The following is a 21,143-nucleotide window of genomic DNA, read 5'->3' as shown; positions in this document are numbered from 1 at the left end:
GGGCGCAGGGGGTGCCTGGGGTGCTGGGGGCCCTGGAGGCGCTGAGGGCCCTGGGCTCAGAGGGTCGCGGCCGCGTTCTTGATGGCGGTGGCGAAGGTGGAGACCTCGGTGTAGACGCCGGGGAAGTTGGGCCGGGCGCAGCCCTCGCCCCAGCTGACGATGCCGACCTGGATCCAGGCGTTGTTGTCGTCGCGGCGGAACATCGGGCCGCCGGAGTCGCCCTGGCAGGTGTCGACGCCGCCCTGGGGCAGCCCGGCGCAGATCTCGTCGCCGGGGACGAGGTCGCTGCCGTACGAGCTCTGACAGCTGGCGTCGGAGACGAACGGCACGGTGGCCTTCATCAGGTACCGCTGCTGGCCGCCGCCCTCGCGGGTGGCGCCCCAGCCGGCGACGGTGAAGGTGCCGCTGTCGAAGGCCTTGGTGTCGGCGATCTTGAGGGTGGGCAGGTTGATCGGCTTGGCGAGCTTGATGAGGGCCCAGTCCTTGCCCTTGCCGTTGTAGCCGGGGGCCTGGAGGACCTTGGTGGACTTGACCTTGACGGCGCTGGAGCTGTTGAGGTCGACGACTCCGGCGGTGGCGGTGATGGAGGTGTTGTTCCCGGAGCCGCTGACGCAGTGGGCGGCGGTGAGGACGATCTGCTGGGTGTAGAGGGCGCCGCCGCAGCCCATGGAGAGGCGGACCATGAAGGGGAACTCGCCCTGGGCGGCGCGGGTGCCGCCGACGACGGGGGCCTGGGAGGCGTTGGCCGCGCCGGGCTGGAGGCTGACGGCGGCGAGCGCCACCGCGCCGACGGCGAGGGTGCGCTTGAGGAACGTGGCAAGGGTGGACATGGTCAACACACTGCCTTTCGTGGGGGGTTGGGCTGTGCGCGTCATCGGGTGAATGACACGTACATGTCACACCTCTCGCTTGCCGGACATCAAGAACGCGTTTTCGGACAATCAGCGGCGTGGGGGACGGCATGACGTGGAACGGCCGGCGCACCAGCCCCGTCGAGCACGGATTTCCGCATCTCGACACCGTCCGCGCCGCGGTCACCGCCCTGTTCCGGCGGCTGTCGTACGAGGGGATCCGGACCTACGACACGAGCTTCTCCCCCGCCGACGCCGCCTTCGCCGCCGACGAGGACCTCCACCTCGGCGCGCACCGCGTGGCCTCCGCGATCGTGGGCGCGCTGCGGCTGCCCGACGCCCGGATGGTGGTCTGCTTCCGGGCGATGGAGCAGGCGGCCACCGTCGAACTGACCGCGGGACCGGAGTACTTCATCGAGGTCAACGACCGCTTCCGCACCCACCGCCGCGATCTGGCGGCCGCCCTGGCGCACGAGGTCACGCACGTCCTGCTCCACCGGCTGGACCTGAGCTTCCCGGCCACCGCCGACAACGAGATCCTCACCGACACCGCCGCCGCCTACCTCGGGGCCGGCTGGCTGCTCCTCGACGCCTACCGCGAGGACGAGCTCACCCACCAGAAGCTCGGCTACCTCACCCCCGAGGAGTTCGGCTACGTCCTCGCCCGGCGCGCCCTGCTGCTCGGCGAGGACCTCTCCGCCTGGTTCACCAGCCCGCAGGCGTACGAGGCGTACGTGCGCGGCCGCGCGCTCGCCGAACGGGAGCTGCGCCGGGCCCCGCTGGCGGCCGCGGACCGTGCCGAGCGGCGCCGCTACGCCCGGGACCGGCGGGCCGGCGCCGCGGCGCCGGGGGCCGCGTACCGCTTCGAACCGGACCCGGCGGGGACGGGGACCGGGACGGGGACGCGGGTGAGTTTCCCCTGCCCGGTGTGCGGGCAGCGGCTGCGGCTGCCCGTGCGCGGGCCGGTGCGCGCCCGGTGCGGACTGTGCCGCACGGTGCTGGACTGCGACACCTGACCGGGGCCGGGGCCGGGGCTTGGCGAACGCGGCGCGAACGAGGGACAAGTTGTGGGGCTGAGAGCGGTTCAAAGCGCGGCAGGCGTGGGTAGTCATATCCCATCGCACGAGTGAAGGATCCGGCCCCGACCCCCCCGCCAGGGGGCCGGGGCCGTTCCTGCGTCACGGCCCCTCACCGAGGACCCGTTACGCCGTCACCGGCTCGGCGGCCGGGGCCGGTTCGGGGGACACCGCCGCGCGCGGCAGGGCCAGGCAGAGCACCGCGCTGAGCAGGAACCCGGCGCACACCCAGGGCATCGCGGTGGTCAGGGCATGCGTGGGGCTGCCGTCCGCGAGGGCGCCGAAGAAGACGCTGCCGATGACGGCCGCGCCCAGCGCGCCGCCGAACTGCTGGGCGGTGGAGAAGATCCCGGAGGCCCCGCCCGCGATGTCGGCGGGGACAGCGGACAGCACGACGTTCACCAGCGGTACGACCAGGAAGCCGAGCCCGGCGCCCGCGACGAGCAGGCCCGGGACGAGCGGCCATGCCGCGGTGTGCGCGGGGCCGGCCGCGGAGGCTGCGTACCAGACCCCGGCGAACCCGCCCGCCATCAGCAGCGCGCCGCCGGCGAGGACGAGGCGGCCGAAGCGGACGGCGAGGGAATCGGCGGCGGGGGCGGTGAGGAAGCCGCCGGCGGAGAAGGCGACGGTGACCACTCCGGCCTGCATGGGGGTGTAGCCCTCGCCGCCCTGGAGCCAGATCGCGAAGACCAGGAAGAAGCCCTGCATGCCGACGGCGAAGAGCAGTTGGACGGCGAGGCCGACGGAGAAGGCGGGCAGCCGGAAGGCGCGGGCGGGCAGCAGCGGTACGGTCTCCGTCCCGCGGCGGCGGGCTTCGAGGAAGCCGAGGCCGATGACGGCGAGCACCCCGGCGGCCAGGCACAGCCAGCCCCACAGCGGCCAGCCGTTGGCCTCGCCCTGGACCAGCGGCAGCACGATGGCGCTCAGGGCGGCGGCCAGGACGAGGCTGCCGGTCAGGTCGGGCCGGCCGGCGCCGCGCTCGCGGGTGGCGGGGACGAGGACGGCTCCGGCCAGGCAGGCGGCCGCGGCGACCGGCACGTTGACGAGGAAGATGGACCGCCAGCCCCAGCCGAACAGGTCGGCGTCGGTGAGCAGGCCGCCGAGCAGCAGTCCGACGGTGGCGGCGAAGCCGCCGACGGCCCCGTACACCCCGAAGACGGCGCCGCGTTCCTTGCCCTGGAACAGGGTGCGGAACGAGCCGAGCACCTGGGGCATCAGCAGGGCGGCCATGACGCCTTGCACGGCGCGGGCGGCGATCAGCTGGCCGGGGCTCTGGGCAAGGCCGCAGCCGAGGCTGGCGAGGCCGAAGCCGGCGGTTCCGGCGAGGAAGAGGGCCTTGCGGCCGTACCGGTCGCCGAGGTGCCCGGAGACGATCAGGGTGGCGGCGAAGCCGAGGAGGTAGGCGGAGACGAGCCACTGGAGGGCGCTCTGCGAGGCGTGCAGGTCCCGGCCGATGGAGGGGATGGCGACGTTGACCACGGTCACGTCGAGCAGGTCCATGAGCGCGGCGACCATCATGACGACGGCGGCGGCCCAGCGGCGCGGACAGGGGGTCGGAGTCAAGGCGGGCCTCCATATGTATTTCGTTCGGACGAACGAAAGACTTGCACGGAGGCATGCCCCATCGCAAGTCTTTCGTTCGGACGAACTAAATACTTGGTACGGTGGGTGCATGACCGACATGACCGAGGAGAAGGACCCCCGCCGGGAAGCGGTGCTGGCCGAGCTGAACCGCACGGGCCGGGAGACGAGCGCGGCGACCGTGGTGTTCCACGAGGCGGCGGCCGCGAAGCAGGGCCTCAGCGCGACCGAGACGAAGACCCTGGACCTCCTCATGCGGCGCGGGCCGCTCACGGCGAAGGAGCTGTCCCAGCACTCGGGGCTGGCCCCGGCCTCGGTGACGGGCCTGGTCGACCGGCTGGAGCGCAAGGGCTGCGTCCGCCGGGTCAAGCACCCGACGGACAAGCGGCGGGTCCTGGTGGAGGCCATGCCGGAGCGGCTGGAGGAGATCCGGCCGCTGTTCGACGACTGGGCCCGCGAGGTGGCGGAGCTGTGCGAGGAGTTCACGACGGCGGAACTGGAAACGGTGATCCGCTTCCTCCAGGGCTCCAACGCCCGCCAACTGCGCGCGGCGGCCCGCCTGTCGGAGTCCTGACCCCCGGCCCCGGCCCGAGCCGACGCGGCCCCGGCCGTGAACCCGGCCCGGCCTCGGCTACTCCGCCCCGTAGACCGGGTGCGGGGGTTCGGATTCCGCGAGGAGCTCCGTGGCCGCCTCGCCCGCCTCCGTCGGGGTCCAGCGGGCTCCGCGGTCCGCCGTCGGGCCCGGGCGCCAGCCCTCCATCACCGTGATCCGGCCGCCCTCCGCCTCGAAGACTCTGCCCGTGACCCCCGCCGAGGCGTCCGAGCCCAGCCACACCACCAGCGGCGACACGTTCTCCGGGGCCATCGCGTCGAAGGCCCCCTCCCCCGGCTCGGCCATCGTCTCCGCGAACGCCTGCTCCGTCATCCGCGTCCGCGCCGCCGGGGCGATCGCGTTGACCTGGACCCCGTACCGGGCCATCTCCGCCGCCGCGACCAGCGTCATGCCGAGGATGCCGGCCTTCGCCGCGCTGTAGTTGCCCTGCCCGACCGAGCCCAGCAGACCCGCCCCCGAGGAGGTGTTGACCACCCGCGCCGCCACCGCCCGGCCCGCCTTCGCCTCCGCCCGCCAGTGCGCCGCCGCGTACTTCAGCGGCAGGAAGTGCCCCTTCAGGTGCACCCGCATCACCGCGTCCCAGTCCGCCTCCTCCAGGTTCACCAGCATCCGGTCCCGCAGGAACCCGGCGTTGTTGACCAGCGTGTCCAGCCGGCCGAACGCCGACAGGGCCGCCCCGACCAGCGAGGACGCGCCCTCCGGGGACGCGATGTCCTTGCCGTGGGCCACCGCCTGGCCGCCCAGCGCCCGGATCTCCGCGACCACCTGCCCGGCCGGGCTGTCCTCCCCCGGCTGCCCGTCCAGGCCCACCCCCAGGTCGTTGACCACGACCTTGGCCCCCTCGGCCGCGAAGGCCAGCGCGTGGGCCCTGCCCAGCCCCCGCCCCGCACCCGTCACGATGACCACTCGACCCTCGGCAAGTCCCATCTCAGCTCTCCTTGTTGACCGTTGCCGCATCCAGAAACGCCGGGCGCTCCCCGCCCCCGTGCACGAGCAGGCTCGCCCCGCTGACATACCCCGCCCGGCCGGAGGCCAGAAACACCGCCGCCGCCCCGACGTCCGAGGGCTCCGCCAGCCTGCCCAGCGGAACCGTCGCCCCGACGGCCGCGATCCCTGCCTCGTCCCCGTAGTGCAGGTGCGCCAGCTCGGTCCGCACCATGCCCAGGACCAGCGAGTTCACCCGTACCTCGGGCGCCCACTCGACGGCCATGGACCGGGCCAGGTTCTCCAGCCCCGCCTTCGCCGCCCCGTACGCCGCCGTCCCGGGCGATGGCCGGGTTCCGCTGACGCTGCCGATCATCACCACCGATCCCCGCGTCTCGCGCAGCCGCGGGTACGCCGCCAGCGAGGCCGTCATCGGGGCGAGCAGGTTCAGCTCGACGACCCGTGCGTGCCGCTGCGCCTCGCCCTCCCCCAGTAGCCGGTACGGGGTCCCGCCCGCGTTGTTGACCAGGCAGTCGAGCCGCCCGTACCGGCCCTCGACCGCCCCGAAGAACTCTTCGACGGCGGCGGGATCGCGCAGGTCCAGCGCGGCGAACGAGGCCGTGCGCCCGTCTGCGGACACCGGTTCGCGCGGCGGGCGGCGGGCGCAGACGACAACTTCCGCGCCCGCTTCGAGGAACGACCGGGCGATGCCGGCGCCGACGCCGCGGGTTCCGCCGGTGACGACGACAACCCTCCCGTCGAGCTCCATAGGCTGCTACCTTCCTCACCTAACAAATGTTTGGTGGAAAGGTAGCTGATCCTCTCATGGGTGTCTCCACCTCAAGCCCCGACAAGGGCGTCGCACTGGTCACGGTCGACTTCCCGCCCGTCAACGCCCTTCCCGTACGGGGCTGGTACGAGCTCGCCGACGCCCTGCGCGCCGCCGGCCGCGACCCCGGGACCCGGTGCGTCGTCCTGGCCGCCGAGGGCCGCGGCTTCAACGCCGGCGTCGACATCAAGGAGATGCAGCGCGACACCGGCCACGGCGCCCTCATCGGTGCCAACCGCGGCTGCTACGAGGCCTTCGCCGCCGTGTACGAGTGCGAGGTGCCCGTCGTCGCGGCCGTGCACGGGTTCTGCCTGGGCGGCGGCATCGGCCTCGTCGGCAACGCCGACGCGATCGTGGCCAGCGAGGACGCGACCTTCGGGCTCCCCGAGCTCGACCGGGGCGCGCTCGGCGCCGCCACCCACCTGGCCCGCCTGGTCCCGCAGCACCTGATGCGCGCCCTCTACTACACCTCCCGCACCGCGACCGCCGCCGAACTGCACGCGCACGGCTCGGTGTGGAAGGTGGTCCCGCGCGCGGAGCTGCGGGACGCGGCCCTGGAGCTGGCCGCCGAGATCGCGCGGAAGGACGGCTACCTGATCCGGCTGGCCAAGGCGGCCATCAACGGCATCGACCCCGTCGACGTACGGCGCAGCTACCGCTTCGAGCAGGGGTTCACCTTCGAGGCCAACCTCAGCGGGGTCGCCGACCGGGTCCGCGACACCTTCGGAGAGTCCGCGGCGGGAGCGACCGCGGGGAAGGAACGCTCATGACCGACAAGACGATGACCCCCGAAGAGGTGGTCGGGCAGCTGCGCAGCGGGATGACCCTCGGCATCGGCGGCTGGGGATCGCGGCGCAAGCCGATGGCCCTGGTGCGGGCACTGCTCCGTACCGAGATCACCGATCTCACCGTGGTCTCCTACGGCGGCCCCGACGTCGGCGTGCTCGCGGCCGCCGGCCGGATCCGCCGGCTCGTCGCCCCCTTCGCCACGCTCGACTCGATCCCGCTGGAGCCGCACTTCCGGGCCGCCCGCGAGAGCGGCGCCTTCACCCTCACCGAGTACGACGAGGCCATGTTCATGTGGGGCCTGCACGCCGCCGCCAACCGGCTGCCCTTCCTCCCCGTCCGCGCCGGCCTCGGCTCCGACGTCATGCGGGTCAATCCCGAGCTGCGGACCGTCACCTCCCCCTACGCCGACGGCGAGGAGCTCGTCGCCGTCCCCGCCCTGCGGATGGACGCCGCCCTCGTCCACCTCAACCGCGCCGACCGCCTCGGCAACGCCCAGTACCTGGGCCCGGACCCGTACTTCGACGACCTGTTCTGCGAGGCCGCCGACGCCGCGTACGTCTCCTGCGAGCAGCTCGTGGAGACCGCCGAGCTCTCCAAGGCCGGGCCCCCGCAGTCCCTGCTGGTCAGCCGGCACTCCGTCACGGGCGTCGTCGAGACCCCGAACGGCGCGCACTTCACCTCCTGCGCCCCCGACTACGGGCGCGACGAGGCCTTCCAGAAGCTGTACGCGGCCACCTCCTGGCCGGAGTTCTCCGCCCGCTTCCTCTCCGGTGGCAGCGAGCACGCCTACCAGTCGGCCGTCCGGGCCTGGCACGAGGAGCAGCGGTGAGCGCGGTGGATCCAGTGGGTGCGGCGGGTACGGCGGGTACGGCGGGTACGGCGGGTACGGCGGGTACGCCGGCGGACGTCTCCCGGGCGGAGTACTGCGTGATCGCCTGCGCCGAGGCCTGGCGTGACAACGGGGAGGTGCTCGCCAGCCCGATGGGCCTGATCCCGTCCTTCGGGGCCCGGCTGGCGAAGCGGACCTTCTCCCCCGACCTCCTGCTGACCGACGGCGAAGCCCTGCTCGTCGGTCTCGACGGGGAGACGGAGGGCTGGCTCCCGTACCGGCGCCACCTCGCGATGGTCACCGGCGGGCGGCGGCACGTGATGATGGGCGCCAGCCAGATCGACCGGTTCGGCAACCAGAACATCTCCTGCATCGGCGACTGGGCCCGGCCCGCCCGCCAGCTCCTCGGGGTGCGCGGCGCGCCCGTCAACACGCTGAACAATCCGGTGAGTTACTGGATCCCGAGGCATTCGCCGCGGGTGTTCGTCGAGCGTGTCGACATGGTGAGCGGGGTGGGCTACGACCGGGCCGAGGCGGCCGGGGTGACCCGCTTCCACCGGCTCCCGCGGGTGGTCAGCGATCTCGGCGTCTTCGATTTCACCGGCCCGGACCACTCGATGCGGCTGGCCTCCGTGCACCCGGGCGTCACCGTCGAGCAGGTACGGGCGGCCACCGGGTTCGAGCCGGCGGTCACCGGCGAGGTCCCGTACACGCGGGAGCCGACCGCCGAGGAGCTGCGGCTGATCCGCGAGGTGATCGACCCGAAGGGGCTGCGCGACCGCGAAGTGCGGGCCTGAGGGGATGGCGACGGCGATGGCGATACGGACGGCATTCACCGAACTGGTCGGTGTCGAGCACCCGATCGTGCAGACGGGCATGGGCTGGGTGGCCGGCCCGCGGCTGGTCTCGGCCGCCGCGGGCGCGGGCGCCCTGGGCATCCTGGCCTCGGCGACGATGACCGTGGACGAGCTGCGCGCGGCGGTCCGCGAGGTCCGGTCCCGTACGGACGCCCCGTTCGGGGTGAACCTGCGCGCGGACGCGGGGGACGCCGCCGAGCGGGTCCGGCTGATCATCGACGAGGGCGTACGGGTGGCCTCGTTCGCGCTCGCTCCGTCGAAGGAGCTGATCGCCCGGCTCAAGGACGCGGGCGTGGTGGTGATCCCCTCGATCGGGGCCCGCCGGCACGCCGAGAAGGTCGCGGCCTGGGGGGCCGACGCGGTGATCGTGCAGGGCGGCGAGGGCGGCGGGCACACCGGGGACGTGGCCACGACGGTGCTGCTGCCCCAGGTGGTCGACGCGGTGGACATCCCGGTGATCGCGGCGGGCGGCTTCCACGACGGCCGCGGCCTGGTCGCCGCCCTGTCGTACGGGGCCGCGGGCATCGCCATGGGCACCCGCTTCCTGCTGACCTCGGACTCCACCGTCCCGGACGCGGTCAAGGCCCGGTACCTGGCGGCCGGGGTCAAGGACGTCACCGTCACGACGGCCGTGGACGGGCTGCCGCACCGGATGCTCCGCACCGAGCTCGTCGCGTCCCTGGAGCGGGCCGGCCGTACGCGGGCGCTGGCCCGGGCGGTCCGGCACGCGGCGGCCTTCCGCAAGCTGTCGGGCCTGTCCTGGCCGCAGCTGGTGCGCGACGGTCTCGCGATGAAACACGGCAAGGACCTGTCCTGGAGCCAGGTCCTGCTCGCCGCGAACACCCCCATGCTCCTCAAGGCGTCCATGGTCGAGGGCCGTACGGACCTCGGCGTCATGGCATCGGGCCAGGTCGCGGGCGTGATCGAGGATCTGCCGTCCTGTGCGGAGCTCGTCGCCCGCGTCATGGCCGAGGCACACGGTGTGCTCGCACACCTGCAGTCGCTCGACGCCCTGCCACCACCAGGGTGACCCTCCTTCTCCGTTGCAGGAGCAGCCAGATGAGCCGTGCCCGAATCCGCCTGGCGATCGCGGTGCTCGCGTCCGCCCTCGCCATCGGGACCCTGCCCGCCGCCGCGCACGCCGCGCCGGCGCACAGCACCACCGCCACCCCCACCACCGCCGGCCGGTACCACCAGCAGGCGGAAACGATTCGCCAGATCCCCCTCCAGGGCGCGGTCAACGTCCGCGACCTGGGCGGCTACCGGACCTGGACCGGCGGCCAGGTCCGCCAGGGACTGGTCTACCGCTCCGACGCGCTCGCCAAGCTGACCCCGGCGGACACCACCGCCCTCTCCGGCCTCGGCCTGGCGAAGGTCGTCGACTTCCGCATCCCCATGGAGCTCCAGTACGACGGCGCCGACCGGCTGCCCGCCGGACTCACCGCCACGTCCCGCCCCGTCAGCGACCTCGGCCTGTACGGAACCCTGCTCGGCGCGATATCCAGCGGCGACCCCGCCACGCAGGAGCGGATGCTCGGCGGCGGCCGCGCCGAGGCCTACATGCGCGACATCTACCGCACCTTCGTGACCAGCCCCGAGAACCGGGCGCAGTTCGCGACGACGCTGCGGGAGATCGCGGACGGCAGCCAGGGCCCGCTCCTGTTCCACTGCACCTCGGGCAAGGACCGGACCGGCTGGATGAGTTACGTCCTGCTGCGCGCCCTGACCGTCCCCGAGGACGCGGCCACGCGCGACTACCTCGCGTCGAACACCTACCGCGCCGCGTACGACGCCCAGGTGCGGGCGGGCCTGAAGCAGTCGGGGCGGATGCAGAACCCGGACCTGCTGATCCCGCTCCAGGAGGTCCGCCAGGACTACCTGGACGCGGCGACCGCGCAAATGGCCGCGGACTACGGCAGCTTCTACGGCTACCTCACGGACGGCCTCGGCCTGGACCTGCGGACGCTCGCGAAGCTCCGGACGAAGCTGGTCCGATAGCGCGGCGGCCCGAACGGCAGCCGGACAGCAGCCGGACAGGCTGCGGGCGGGCTGCGGACAGGGCTCCGGACAGCAGAACGCCGGGCAGCGCACCTCGCGCCGCCCGGCGTACCGGAATGCCTGTCAGAGCCTCAGGAGCTCGTACGCCCCGCCGCGGGACGCCCGCCACCGGAGCGACGGCGCGCTCCGCCCTGGCCGCCGGCGCCCTGACCACGGGCGCCGCCCTGACCGCCCTGACCACGGGCGCCGCCCTGGCCGCCCTGGCCGCGCGCACCGGTCTGGGCGCCACCGCCCTGACCCGCACCGGAGCGGGCCCGACGCGGACGGCTCTCGCCCGCACCGGCCGGCGTACCGCCGCCCTGCGCGGCGGAGGAGCCGCCGGAGCGACGGCGCGGGTTCGCGGAACGGCCGCTGCCGCCGCCCTGGCCGCCGGAGCGCCGGCCTGCGGGAGCCGGCTGCTGCGGCACCTCCAGCACCACGGGGATGCCCGAGGGCTCCTTGGCGCCGGTGAGCCGGGACAGCTCCGCGTCGGAGGACTTGATCTGCGCGGTGCGCGGGGAGATCCCGGCGTCCGACATCAGGCGGGACATGTCCCGCTTCTGGTCGGGGAGCACCAGGGTGACCACGCTGCCGGACTCGCCGGCGCGCGCGGTACGGCCGCCGCGGTGCAGGTAGTCCTTGTGGTCGGTGGGCGGGTCGATGTTGACGACCAGGTCGAGGTCGTCGATGTGGATGCCGCGGGCGGCCACGTTGGTGGCGACCAGCGCGGTGACCTCGCCCGTCTTGAACCAGTCCAGGGTCCGGTTGCGCTGCGGCTGCGAGCGGCCGCCGTGCAGGCCGGAGGCGCGGACGCCGTCCGCCAGGAGCTTCTTGACCATGCGGTCGACACCGCGCTTGGTGTCCACGAACATGATCACCCGGCCGTCGCGAGCGGCTATGCGCGTCGCCACGGCCTTCTTGTCGGTCTCGTCCATGACGTACAGGACGTGGTGCTCCATCGTGCTGACCGCACCGGCGGACGGGTCGACGGAGAAGGCGACCGGGTCGTGCAGGAACATCTTGACGAGCTTGTCGATGTTCTTGTCGAGGGTCGCCGAGAACAGCATGGTCTGGCCCTCGGGCTGGACCTGCTTGAGCAGCGCGGTGACCTGCGGCATGAAGCCCATGTCGGTCATCTGGTCGGCCTCGTCGAGGACCGTGATCGCGACCTGCGAGAGGTCGGCGTCACCGCGGTCGATGAGGTCCTTCAGGCGGCCGGGGGTGGCGACGAGCACCTCGGCGCCGCGGCGCAGGGCGCCGGACTGCCGGTTGATCGACATGCCGCCGACGACGGTCGCGATCCGCAGGTTGACGGACGTGGCGTACGGCGCCAGCGCGTCGGTCACCTGCTGTGCGAGCTCACGGGTCGGTACGAGGACCAGCGCGAGCGGCTGCTTCGGCTGGGCGCGGCGGCCGGCGGTACGGGCCAGCAGCGCCAGGCCGAAGGCCAGCGTCTTGCCGGAGCCGGTACGGCCGCGGCCGAGCAGGTCACGGCCGGCGAGCGAGTTCGGCAGCGTCGCGGCCTGGATCGGGAACGGCTCGGTGACGCCCTGGGCGGCGAGGGTCTTCAGCAGCGCCTCGGGCATGCCCATGTCCCCGAACGCGGCGACCGGCTCCAGGGCCGGGGTCAGCGGTTCGGGCATGGTGAATTCTTGGGGCCTGGCGACGGGGGCGGACTTCTGCCGTCCCGCGCCAGCCTTCGGACGTCCCTGTGCCGCACCTCGACCCCGGGTGGGGCGGCGGCTGGGTCGTGCGGAGCTGGAGCTGGTCATGCGAGAAAGCCCTCCTGAAACCGGCAAGGTAAAACAAAGGTCGAAACAGCAGACAAGCCGGGGCCCGCACCTTGCGGTGCGGACCCCGGCAAGCTGAACTACTTAGTTGGCGGGGAGGATGTTCTCCGCCTGGGGGCCCTTCTGGCCCTGGGTGACGTCGAAGGACACGCGCTGGCCCTCCTGGAGCTCACGGAAGCCCTGGGTGGCGATGTTCGAGTAGTGGGCGAAGACGTCCGGGCCGCCACCGTCCTGCTCGATGAAGCCGAAGCCCTTTTCCGAGTTGAACCACTTCACGGTGCCAAGTGCCATTTTAAATCTCCTGAATAGGCGGCAAAGGGCCCCATCCGGAGATTCCGGCAAAACAATAAAAGCGCCTGAGGAACATTCCCGTCAGGCGCACATAAAGTTCATGGGTACCACAACTGCAACGCTCTCCAAGCTAGCACACCTCGGCGTCGACACCCAGCCCCGCCTGCACCTGGGGCGGAAAGATCCGGGGGCATTGCCCCCGGAGCGCCCCCGGCCGGCTTCCGATTACAGCCGCTCGATGATGGTGATGTTGGCCTGGCCGCCGCCCTCGCACATGGTCTGGAGGCCGAACCGGCCGCCCGTGCGCTCCAGTTCGTGGAGCAGGGTGGTCATCAGCTTCACCCCCGTGGCGCCCAGCGGATGGCCCAATGCGATGGCTCCGCCGTTGACGTTCACCCGTTCGGGATCGGCGCCCGTTTCCTTCAGCCAGGCCAGGACGACCGGGGCGAAGGCCTCGTTGATCTCCACCAGGTCGATGTCGTCCAGCGACATGCCGGTCTTCTTCAGGGCGTGCGCCGTGGCCGGGATCGGGGCCGAGAGCATCCGGATCGGGTCCTCGCCCCGTACGGACAGGTGGTGGATGCGGGCCCGCGGCCGCAGGCCGTGTTCCGCCACCGCCCGCTCGGAGGCGATCAGCATCGCCGCCGCGCCGTCGGAGACCTGCGAGGAGACGGCCGCGGTGATCGTGCCGCCCTCGACCACCGGCTTCAGGCCCGCCATCTTCTCCAGGGTGGTGTCCCGGCGGGGGCCCTCGTCGACGCGTACGTCCCCGTAGGCCACCGTCTCGCGCGCGAAACGGCCCTCGTCGACGGCCCGGATCGCCCGCTGGTGCGAGCGGAGCGCGAACTCCTCCATGTCGCGCCGGGTGATCCCCCACTTCTGCGCGATCAGCTGCGCGCCGTGGAACTGGTTCACCGGCGCGTCCCCGTACCGGGCCCGCCAGCCCTCGCTGCCCGCGTACGGGCCCTGCGTGAGGCCGAGCGGCTCCGCCGCCTGCCGCGAGGCGAAGGCGATCGGGATCATCGACATGTTCTGGGTCCCGCCCGCGACGACCAGGTCCTGGGTCCCGGAGAGCACGCCCTGCGCCGCGAAGTGGACGGCCTGCTGCGAGGAGCCGCACTGGCGGTCCACCGTGACCCCCGGCACCTCCTCCGGCAGCCCCGCCGCCAGCCACGCCGTCCGCGCGATGTCCCCGGCCTGCGGGCCCACCGTGTCCAGGCAGCCGAAGACCACGTCCTCGACGGCGGCCGGGTCCACCCCGGAGCGCTCCACCAGCGCCTTCAGGACGTGCGCGCCCAGGTCGGCCGGGTGGACGCCCGACAGGCCTCCTCCTCGCCGGCCCACGGGGGTGCGTACGGCTTCGACTATGTAGGCCTCGGGCATGACGGGTGCTCCTTCGGGGGTCAGCTGCGTACGGCGATCCCGTCCAGCACCATCGACAGGTACTGGCGGGCGATCTCCTCGGGGCTGTGCTGTCCTCCCGGCCGGTACCAGGACGCCGCCACCCACACCGTGTCGCGGACGAAGCGGTAGGTGAGGCGGATATCGAGGTCGGCCCGGAAGACCTTGGCGGCGACCCCGCGCTCCAGCGTCCCCAGCCAGGCCTTCTCGAACTTCTGCTGCGAGTCGGCGAGGTAGTGGAAGCGGGGCTGCGCGGACAGGTGCCGGGACTCCTTCTGGTAGATCGCGACGGCGGCGCGGTGCCGGTCGATCTCCCGGAAGGACTCGGTGACGAGGGCCTCGATGGTCTCCCGGGGGCCGAGGCCTGCGGCGAGGACGGTGTCGTAGCCCTGCCACAGCTCGTTCAGGAAGGTCGAGAGGATCTCGTCGAGCATCGATTCCTTGGAATCGAAGTGGTAGTAGAGACTGCCGGCGAGCATGCCGGCGGCGTCGGCGATCTTGCGGACGGTGGTGGCGTTGTAGCCCTGCGCGGCGAAGACCTCGGCTGCGGTGTCGAGGAGCTCGCGGCGGCGCTCGGGCGAGGCGCTCACCTGGGGCTTCTTCTTGACTGTCGGCTCGGCTGTCGGCTTGTTCGTTGGCACGGGCCCATTCTGGGCCTACGCGTGCTGGCTGCTGACCGAGACGGTCTCGCCCGTCATGTACGACGAGTAGCCGCTGGCCAGGAAGACGATGACGTTGGCGACCTCCCACGGCTCGGCGTACCGGCCGAAGGCCTCGCGGGCCGTGAGCTCGGCCAGCAGTTCCTCGCTGGTGACCTTCACCAGGTGCGGGTGCATGGCCAGGCTCGGGGCGACCGCGTTGACCCGTACGCCGAACTCGGCCGCCTCCAGCGCGGCGCAGCGGGTCAGCGCCATCACCCCGGCCTTGGCCGCGGCGTAGTGGGCCTGGCCGGTCTGGGCGCGCCAGCCGACGACGGAGGCGTTGTTGACGACGACCCCGCCCCGGCCGGAGGCCTTCAGCGAGCGCAGGGCGGCGCGGGTGCAGCGGAAGGTGCCGTTCAGGGTGACGTCGAGGACCTTGCCCCACTGTTCGTCGGTCATGTCGACGAGGGCGGCGGTGCCGCCGAGACCGGCGTTGTTGACGACGACGTCCAGGCCGCCGTGGGTCTGCTCGGCGAGCGCGAACAGGGCCCTGACCTGGTCCTCGTCGGTGACGTCGCAGGGCAGCGAGGTGACGCGGCCGGCGCCGAACTCGGCGCCGAGGGCCTGTTCGCTCTCCTTCAGGCGGCGGGCGTGCGCGTCGCCGATGACGATGCGGGCGCCCTCCTCCAGGAAGCGGCGGGCGGTGGCCCCGCCGATCCCGGCTCCGGCGGCGGCGGTGATGACGGCCGTGCGGCCTTGGAGCAGCCCGTGACCCGGCACGTAGTCGGGGGTGTTCATGCTCATGGCCGTACGTTAACCTACCAAACACTTGTTAGGGAACACTTGTCGAGGGAACTCGACGTGTTGAGGGAACGCGCACGAAGGCCCCTGCGACGGAGGCGGACAGCTGATGGACCTGACCCACGCACCGGAGGTGACGGCCTTCCGGGCCGAGGCCCGCGCCTGGCTCGCCGGGCACGTCCCGGACTCCCCCCTCCCCTCCCTGGAGACGGCGGAGGGCTTCGCCGCGCACCGCGCGTGGGAGGCCCGGCTGCACGCGGACCGCTGGTCGGCGGTGTCCTGGCCCGCCGAGTACGGGGGGCGGGGCGTGGACATCGAGCGGTGGCTGGTCTTCGAGGAGGAGTACTGGGCGGCGGGCGCGCCCGGCCGGGTCTCGCAGAACGGCATCAGCCTCCTCGCGCCGACCCTCTTCGACCACGGGAGCGCCGAGCAGCGGGCACGGGTGCTGCCGCCGATGGCGAGCGGCGAGGTGATCTGGGCGCAGGCCTGGTCGGAGCCGGAGTCAGGCTCGGACCTGGCCTCGCTGAAGTCGCGGGCGGTGCGCACCGGGGGCGGCTGGCTGCTGTCGGGGCAGAAGACCTGGTCCTCGCGGGCGGCCTTCGCGGACCGGGCGTTCGGCATCTTCCGTACGGATCCGGGGGCCGGGAAGCCGCACCAGGGGCTGACGTACCTGATGTTCGACCTGCGCGCGCCGGGAGTGACGGTGCGGCCCATCGGCCGGCTGGACGGGAAGCCCGCCTTCGCGGAGCTCTTCCTGGACGAGGTCTTCGTACCGGACGCGGACGTGATCGGTGAGCCGGGGCAGGGCTGGCGGATCGCCATGTCGACGACGGGCAACGAGCGCGGGCTGACGCTGCGCTCGCCGGGGCGGTTCCTGGCGGCGGCCGACCGGCTGCTCGCGCTGTGGCGGGCGCGGGCGGATCCGGCGGACACCGCGCTGCGCGGCCGGGTGGCGGACGCGGTGGTCGGGGCGCGCGCGTACGAGCTGTTCACCTGGGCGGCCGCCTCCCGCTTCACGGCGGGCGAGCGGATCGGCGCCGAGTCCAGCCTGAACAAGGTGTTCTGGTCGGAGTACGACATCGCGCTGCACGAGACGGCGCTGGACCTGCTGGGCCCGGACGCGGAGCTGGCGGAGGGGGCGTGGGCGGAGCCCTGGATCTTCTCGCTGGCCGGGCCGATCTACGCGGGCACGAACGAGATCCAGCGCGACATCATCGCCGAGCGGCTGCTCGGCCTCCCGAAGGGCCGCCGCTGATGCGCTTCCTGCCGACCGGCGAACAGTCGGACTTCGCCCGTACGCTGCACGGCCTGCTCGCCGCCTCGCAGGTCCCGGCGGCCGTACGGGCCTGGGGCGCCGGGGAGCACGGACCGGGGCGGGCGCTGTGGTCGCGGCTCGCGGGGACGGGCCTGTTCGCGCTGGCGGCGGACGAGGCCCATCACGGGGCGGGGCTGCTGCCGGTGGAACTGGCGCTCGGCTTCGTGGAGCTGGGGCGGGCGGGGGTGCCGGGGCCGGTGGTGGAGACGGCCGCGGCGGCCGTGCTGCTGTCGGAACTCGCGCGGCTCGGGGAGGAGGGGGACGACGGGCCGGCGAAACGCTTCCTGCCGGGGCTGGTGGCGGGTGAGGCCCTGGCCACGCTGACCCTCCCGGGCGGGAGTCCGTACGCCCTGGACGCGGACGCGGCGGCGTACTGCTTCACGGTGTCGGCGGCGGGCGAGCTCCGGCTGGCGCGTGGCGCCGGCACCGGCACCGGCACCGGCACCGGCACCGGTGAACCGCTGAGGTCCACGGACCCGGCGCGCCGGCTGTCCCGGCCCGCGGCGGACGGGGAGCTGCTGGCCGCCGGCCCCCGGGTCGTGGCGGCGGCGGGGACGGCCCTGGGCTGGGCGCGGCTCCTGACGGCGGCCCAGTGCCTGGGGGTGGGCGAGGCCCTGCTGGCGAGCACGGTGCGGTACGTGAAGCAGCGCACGCAGTTCGGCACGCCGATCGGCGGCTTCCAGGCCGTGAAGCACCGGCTGGCGGACACGCTCCTGGCCGTGGAGTTCGCGCGGCCGCTGGTGTGGGCGGCGGCGCTGGGCCTGGCGCCGTGGGAGGTCGCGGCGGCGAAACTGGCGGCGGGCGAGGCGGCGTACGCGGCGGCCATGACGGCGCTGCAGCTCCACGGGGCCGTCGGCTACACGGAGGAGCTCGACCTCTCCCTGTGGCTGCGCAAGGCGCGGCCGCTGCGCGACGCGTGGGGCTCGCCGGCGGCGTGCCGGGCGGCTGTGCTTCAGGAACGCGAACGGGAGCGAGAGCGGTAGTACGTCGCGAGAGCGGTGTTCACGAGGACGGTCCCGGCGAACCAGAGGCCGACGGCCCGCTGCCCGAGCGCGAGGAGCGCGAGGGCGGCGGCGCCGAACACCAGCGCCTTCACCGCGAGCTGTGCGGCGAGCGGGACGGCGAACCGGGCCTTGGGCGCGGCGAAGGCCCCCCACAGCACGGCGGCGGCGAGCGGCGCGGCCACGGCGAGCCAGAGGGCGGCGGTGGAGCCCCACCAGGCGAGGATGCCGAGCGCCACGACCTCCAGTACGAAGGCGAGGCCCTCGTTGACGAGGAAGAACGACCGCGCGCCGGGCCGCGTCACACCGCTCATACGACGGCCACGCCGAGGGTGACGACGTAGCGCTCCTCGACCCTCCCGTCGGGGAACAGGGCGGCCAGCCGGGCCCGCTCCGCGTCGAGGAACTCCTGCGTGCCGGCCGGGCCGAGCATCAGGAAGGCGGAATGACTGGCGTGGTTCGCGAGGTGGACGTCGAGCGGGATCCGGCGCGACCAGCGGACCTCGCGCGTGGTGAACGCCAACCCGGGAGGCAGGGTGCGATAGGCGAGCCCGTCGGCGTCGAACAGGGTCCGGATCCGCTCGTCCTGCTCGGCGATCCAGGGGACGGCGGGGTCCATGTCGTTCCACCAGAGCGCGAGCGCGCCGCCGGGCCGCAGCACGCGGCGGGCCTCGGGGACCGAGCGGGCGGGGTCGGTCCAGTGCCAGGCCTGGGCGTACGTGAGGAAGTCGAACCCGGCGGTGACGAGCGGCAGCCGGTCACCGTCCCCGCGCACGAGCGGGATCCCGGGGTTCGCCCGCCGGAACTCGGCGGCCATGCCGTCGCCGGGTTCGACGGCGACCACGTCCGCCCCGCGGGCGCGCAGCAGACCGGTGGCGATCCCGGTCCCGGCCCCCACGTCGGCCACCCTGGCCCCGCGCAGCCCCCGCCCGGCGAGCGCCTCCAGGACGTCGAACAGTTCCCCGGGATACCCGGGCCGGTTCGCCGAGTACAGCGCGGCGGCGGCGTCGAAGGACCGGGCACGGATGCGGGGCGTGGACGTCATACCACCATTGTTTTCGATCACGGCCCCCCGGACCAGACCCCGGCGGCCCTTCCGGGTTCGGGTCAGGCGGGGCGGCGGCGGGGGCGGCGGAGGGAGTAGCGGACCAGGAGCAGCGTCTGGACGGCCAGCAGGATCGCGGCTCCGGTTCCGGCCGTCGGGAGGGCGTCGGGCGAGGCCCAGGCCCGGCTGCCCAGTTCGGCGGCGCCCACCGCGGTCAGCGCGACCAGGAAGCGGGGTACGAACTCGGCCTCGGTGCCGTGCAGGACGCCCGAGCCGACGACGAAGACGGCCAGCAGCACCGGGATCCACGGCGCCTCCGGCTCGCGCAGCATCAGCGCGGCGCCGAACTCCACCGCCAGGACAAGCACGTTGCGGAGCAACATCGACATGAGCACATCATGCCCGCGGGCACCTCGCCCGCAATCACCCGCACCCTCCTCCCCCTACGAAGCCATGCGGGAACGGCTGGCCGCGGTCATCCCGCCGGAGTTCGCCGCGATGCCGGCCGACATGGACCGCGCCATCGCCGGGGGAGCGGAGGATCGTACGACCGATACCGTCGAGCGCCTCACCGGCCGCCCGCCCCGCAGCTTCCGGGAGGTCGCCGAACGGGAGCTGCCCGTACGGAAGCCGGCCACTCAGGCGGCGCCGGAGACCTCGCGGTAGGAGCCCGTCGCGGCGGTCCGCCCCGCCCCGCCCCCCCTACTCCGTGACCCGCAGCCAGGCCGCGGCGGCCGTCAGGGCCGCCCGCCCGGCCGGGAGCGGCAGGCCCAGGAATCCGTGGAAGACCCCCGGGTACAGGTGCACCGCGCAGTCCACCCCGGCCGCGCCCAGCCGGCGCGCGTACGCCAGGCCCTCGTCCCGCAGCAGATCGCAGTCCGCCAGCACCAGCAGCGTGCGCGGGAGGCCCGACAGGTCGGGGGCGCGCAGCGGCGAGACGTACGGGTGCGCGGGGTCGCCGCCGTACTGCTCCCAGTACCAGGCCATGTGGGCCGCGGTGTGGAAGTGGCCCTCGCCGTACGCGGCCGTGGACGCGGTCGCGGTCGCGGTCGCGGTCGCGACCGCGGTAGCCGTCATCGCCGCATCCAGCGGCGGGTACACCAGCAGTTGCCCCGCCACCAGCTCCGGCGCCCGCAGCGCGGTCACCGCCGCCAGGTTGCCCCCGCTGGAGTCCCCCGCCACCACCACCCGGCCCGGATCGCAGCCCAGCGCGACCGCCTGCGCCCTCGCCCACAGCAGTACGGTCAGTGCATCGTCCGGCGCCGCCGGCCAGGGGTGTTCGGGGGCCAGGCGGTAGTCGGCGGAGACCACCACCGCACCCGACCCGGCGGCCAGGGACCGGCACGTCGCGTCGTACGTGGAGAGCGTGCACATCACCCAGCCCCCGCCGTGGAAGAACACCACCAGCGGCCGGCCCGCCCCGCCCGGCGCGGGATCGTAGACCCGGACCGGGACGCCCGAGGCCTCGGCGTCCCGGACCGAGGCCACCTCCGGTCCCGCCGACCGGCCGCCCACGGCCGCCGCCCGCAGGGCCGTCACGTCCCCCGGCCCCGGGAAGGCCGCCGCCATCGCATCGCACAGCGCCCGGGCCGCGGGGGCCAGGGAGTCACTCACCACGCCCTCACCGACCACACCCCCGCTCACCACGCCCCCGCTCACCACGCCCTCGCCGACCACGCCCCCGCTCATCGCGCCGTCATCCCCCCGTCCACCGCGAACTCCGTGCCCGTCACGTACGAGGACGCGTCCGAGCAGAGGAACAGCACCAGCTCCCCGACCTCCTCCGGCCGCCCCATCCGCCCCAGCGGCACGTGCGACCAGTCCTGCCCGGCGACCGCCGACACCATCGGCGTGTCGATCGCCCCCGGATGCACCGAGTTGACCCGGATCCGGTCCCCCGCCAGGTCCAGCGCCGCCGAGCGGGTCAGCCCGCGCAGCCCGAACTTGGTGGACCCGTACGCCGCGTGGCCGGGGATGCCGACCAGTCCGGCCGTGGAAGAGATGTTCACGATCGAGCCGCCCCCGGCCGCCCGCAGCACCGGCGCCACCGCCTGGATGCCGAGGAACGGCCCCAGCAGGTTCACCCGCAGCAGCGCCTCGAACTCCTCGGGCCGCTGCCGCTCCACGTGGGCCGTGCGCCACACCGCCGCATTGTTGACCAGCGCCGATATCGTGCCGAAGGCCCGTACGGCCTCCCGCACGACCGCCGTCCAGCCGTCCGCCTCGGCCACGTCGTGCCGTACGTACAGCCCCTGGTCCCCCAGCGAGGACGCGACCGCCCGGCCCTCCTCCTCCCGTACGTCCGTGACGACCACCCGCGCGCCGGCCTCCGCGCACAACCGGGCCTCGGCCGCGCCCTGCCCGCGGCCGGCGCCCGTGATGACGACGACCTTCCCGTCCAGCGAGACCATCCGCGCACCTCTCCCGATAGGTCTAATAGAAATACTTCTAGCAGTCACACACAAACGAAGG

At 73.6% G+C, this 21,143-nt stretch carries 23 protein-coding genes and 1 pseudogene; 10 read left to right on the top strand and 14 right to left on the bottom strand.

From position 1 onward, the window contains the following. Positions 1-56 precede the first annotated feature (56 nt). A complete protein-coding gene (locus tag ACIQU4_RS24690; RefSeq protein WP_403734530.1) occupies positions 57-830 on the bottom strand; it encodes a S1 family peptidase in 774 nt (257 codons plus the stop codon). A 131-nt stretch (positions 831-961) separates the two neighbouring features. On the opposite strand from ACIQU4_RS24690, the gene ACIQU4_RS24685 reads away from it, so the two are divergent. Further along, positions 962-1,867: a hypothetical protein gene (locus ACIQU4_RS24685; protein ID WP_403734955.1), complete on the top strand. Its 906-nt coding sequence runs from the start codon at positions 962-964 to the stop codon at positions 1,865-1,867. A gap of 186 nt (positions 1,868-2,053) precedes the next feature. Here the strand turns inward: ACIQU4_RS24685 and ACIQU4_RS24680 are convergent, their stop codons facing one another. Beyond that, the gene (locus tag ACIQU4_RS24680; protein WP_403734528.1) at positions 2,054-3,490 is read right to left on the bottom strand and encodes an MFS transporter; all 1,437 of its coding nucleotides are present in this window, start codon (positions 3,488-3,490) and stop codon (positions 2,054-2,056) included. Positions 3,491-3,599: 109 nt separating this feature from the next. Between ACIQU4_RS24680 and ACIQU4_RS24675 the strand changes: the two genes are divergently transcribed. Beyond that, positions 3,600-4,082 carry a MarR family winged helix-turn-helix transcriptional regulator gene (locus ACIQU4_RS24675; RefSeq protein WP_403734524.1) on the top strand — a complete coding sequence of 161 codons (483 nt, stop codon included), beginning with the start codon at positions 3,600-3,602 and terminating at the stop codon, positions 4,080-4,082. Positions 4,083-4,139: 57 nt separating this feature from the next. Here the strand turns inward: ACIQU4_RS24675 and ACIQU4_RS24670 are convergent, their stop codons facing one another. Beyond that, a complete protein-coding gene (locus ACIQU4_RS24670) occupies positions 4,140-5,048 on the bottom strand; it encodes an SDR family oxidoreductase (RefSeq protein ID WP_403734522.1) in 909 nt (302 codons plus the stop codon). Position 5,049: 1 nt separating this feature from the next. Then, positions 5,050-5,814: an SDR family oxidoreductase gene (locus tag ACIQU4_RS24665; RefSeq protein ID WP_403734519.1), complete on the bottom strand. Its 765-nt coding sequence runs from the start codon at positions 5,812-5,814 to the stop codon at positions 5,050-5,052. Positions 5,815-5,870: 56 nt separating this feature from the next. Between ACIQU4_RS24665 and ACIQU4_RS24660 the strand changes: the two genes are divergently transcribed. The 5 genes from ACIQU4_RS24660 (at position 5,871) to ACIQU4_RS24640 (ending at position 10,347) form a co-directional block, all read left to right on the top strand. Further along, the gene (locus ACIQU4_RS24660; RefSeq protein ID WP_403734516.1) at positions 5,871-6,644 is read left to right on the top strand and encodes an enoyl-CoA hydratase family protein; all 774 of its coding nucleotides are present in this window, start codon (positions 5,871-5,873) and stop codon (positions 6,642-6,644) included. Continuing rightward, entirely contained in the window at positions 6,641-7,492 is an 852-nt protein-coding gene (locus tag ACIQU4_RS24655; protein WP_403734514.1) for a CoA transferase subunit A, read from the top strand. Before ACIQU4_RS24660 ends, ACIQU4_RS24655 begins: the two co-directional genes overlap by 4 nt. Positions 7,493-7,590: 98 nt before the next feature. Then, positions 7,591-8,289, top strand: coding sequence for a CoA-transferase subunit beta (locus tag ACIQU4_RS24650; RefSeq protein ID WP_403734952.1), 699 nt, complete (start codon positions 7,591-7,593; stop codon positions 8,287-8,289). A gap of 16 nt (positions 8,290-8,305) precedes the next feature. Further along, on the top strand, positions 8,306-9,379 hold the full coding sequence (locus tag ACIQU4_RS24645; RefSeq protein ID WP_403734511.1) for an NAD(P)H-dependent flavin oxidoreductase: 1,074 nt from the start codon (positions 8,306-8,308) through the stop codon (positions 9,377-9,379). Positions 9,380-9,408: 29 nt separating this feature from the next. Then, positions 9,409-10,347, top strand: a complete 939-nt coding sequence (locus tag ACIQU4_RS24640; protein ID WP_403734509.1) for a tyrosine-protein phosphatase — start codon at positions 9,409-9,411, stop codon at positions 10,345-10,347. A gap of 131 nt (positions 10,348-10,478) precedes the next feature. Here the strand turns inward: ACIQU4_RS24640 and ACIQU4_RS24635 are convergent, their stop codons facing one another. From ACIQU4_RS24635 to ACIQU4_RS24615, 5 genes are all read right to left on the bottom strand, one after another. Next, on the bottom strand, positions 10,479-12,158 hold the full coding sequence (locus ACIQU4_RS24635; RefSeq protein ID WP_403734506.1) for a DEAD/DEAH box helicase: 1,680 nt from the start codon (positions 12,156-12,158) through the stop codon (positions 10,479-10,481). Positions 12,159-12,260: 102 nt separating this feature from the next. After that, the gene (locus ACIQU4_RS24630) at positions 12,261-12,467 is read right to left on the bottom strand and encodes a cold-shock protein (protein WP_030707191.1); all 207 of its coding nucleotides are present in this window, start codon (positions 12,465-12,467) and stop codon (positions 12,261-12,263) included. Between the two features lie 225 nt (positions 12,468-12,692). Continuing rightward, positions 12,693-13,850: an acetyl-CoA C-acetyltransferase gene (locus tag ACIQU4_RS24625; RefSeq protein ID WP_403734503.1), complete on the bottom strand. Its 1,158-nt coding sequence runs from the start codon at positions 13,848-13,850 to the stop codon at positions 12,693-12,695. A 20-nt stretch (positions 13,851-13,870) separates the two neighbouring features. Then, positions 13,871-14,509 (bottom strand): TetR/AcrR family transcriptional regulator, encoded by a 639-nt coding sequence (locus ACIQU4_RS24620; RefSeq protein WP_403734500.1) that lies wholly within the window; start codon positions 14,507-14,509, stop codon positions 13,871-13,873. 15 nt (positions 14,510-14,524) lie between these two features. Further along, positions 14,525-15,307 carry an SDR family oxidoreductase gene (locus tag ACIQU4_RS24615; RefSeq protein ID WP_403734950.1) on the bottom strand — a complete coding sequence of 261 codons (783 nt, stop codon included), beginning with the start codon at positions 15,305-15,307 and terminating at the stop codon, positions 14,525-14,527. 112 nt (positions 15,308-15,419) lie between these two features. Between ACIQU4_RS24615 and ACIQU4_RS24610 the strand changes: the two genes are divergently transcribed. Continuing rightward, positions 15,420-16,565, top strand: coding sequence for an acyl-CoA dehydrogenase family protein (locus ACIQU4_RS24610; RefSeq protein WP_403734497.1), 1,146 nt, complete (start codon positions 15,420-15,422; stop codon positions 16,563-16,565). After that, positions 16,565-17,608 carry an acyl-CoA dehydrogenase family protein gene (locus ACIQU4_RS24605; protein ID WP_403734496.1) on the top strand — a complete coding sequence of 348 codons (1,044 nt, stop codon included), beginning with the start codon at positions 16,565-16,567 and terminating at the stop codon, positions 17,606-17,608. The genes ACIQU4_RS24610 and ACIQU4_RS24605 overlap by 1 nt, the downstream gene beginning before the upstream one ends. Here the strand turns inward: ACIQU4_RS24605 and ACIQU4_RS24600 are convergent. From ACIQU4_RS24600 to ACIQU4_RS24590, 3 genes are all read right to left on the bottom strand, one after another. Next, positions 17,578-17,940, bottom strand: coding sequence for a DUF2568 domain-containing protein (locus ACIQU4_RS24600; RefSeq protein WP_403734494.1), 363 nt, complete (start codon positions 17,938-17,940; stop codon positions 17,578-17,580). The genes ACIQU4_RS24605 and ACIQU4_RS24600 overlap by 31 nt on opposite strands. Further along, positions 17,937-18,671, bottom strand: coding sequence for a class I SAM-dependent methyltransferase (locus ACIQU4_RS24595; RefSeq protein WP_403734492.1), 735 nt, complete (start codon positions 18,669-18,671; stop codon positions 17,937-17,939). The genes ACIQU4_RS24600 and ACIQU4_RS24595 overlap by 4 nt, the downstream gene beginning before the upstream one ends. Before the next feature lie 62 nt (positions 18,672-18,733). Next, on the bottom strand, positions 18,734-19,060 hold the full coding sequence (locus ACIQU4_RS24590) for a hypothetical protein (RefSeq protein WP_403734490.1): 327 nt from the start codon (positions 19,058-19,060) through the stop codon (positions 18,734-18,736). Between the two features lie 55 nt (positions 19,061-19,115). Here ACIQU4_RS24590 and ACIQU4_RS24585 point away from each other — a divergent pair. Then, positions 19,116-19,337 (top strand): annotated as a pseudogene (locus tag ACIQU4_RS24585) (hypothetical protein); the annotation flags it as partial. Between the two features lie 36 nt (positions 19,338-19,373). Here the strand turns inward: ACIQU4_RS24585 and ACIQU4_RS24580 are convergent. Both ACIQU4_RS24580 and ACIQU4_RS24575 read right to left on the bottom strand, forming a co-directional pair. Further along, complete coding sequence (locus ACIQU4_RS24580; protein ID WP_403734489.1) at positions 19,374-20,360, bottom strand: alpha/beta hydrolase; 987 nt, start codon at positions 20,358-20,360, stop codon at positions 19,374-19,376. Next, positions 20,357-21,082 (bottom strand): SDR family NAD(P)-dependent oxidoreductase, encoded by a 726-nt coding sequence (locus tag ACIQU4_RS24575; RefSeq protein ID WP_403734486.1) that lies wholly within the window; start codon positions 21,080-21,082, stop codon positions 20,357-20,359. The genes ACIQU4_RS24580 and ACIQU4_RS24575 overlap by 4 nt, the downstream gene beginning before the upstream one ends. Positions 21,083-21,143 lie beyond the last annotated feature (61 nt).

The organism is Streptomyces sp. NPDC090741, from assembly GCF_044769045.1.
Lineage (GTDB): Bacteria > Actinomycetota > Actinomycetes > Streptomycetales > Streptomycetaceae > Streptomyces.
This window is presented reverse-complemented; position numbering and strand designations above follow the sequence as displayed.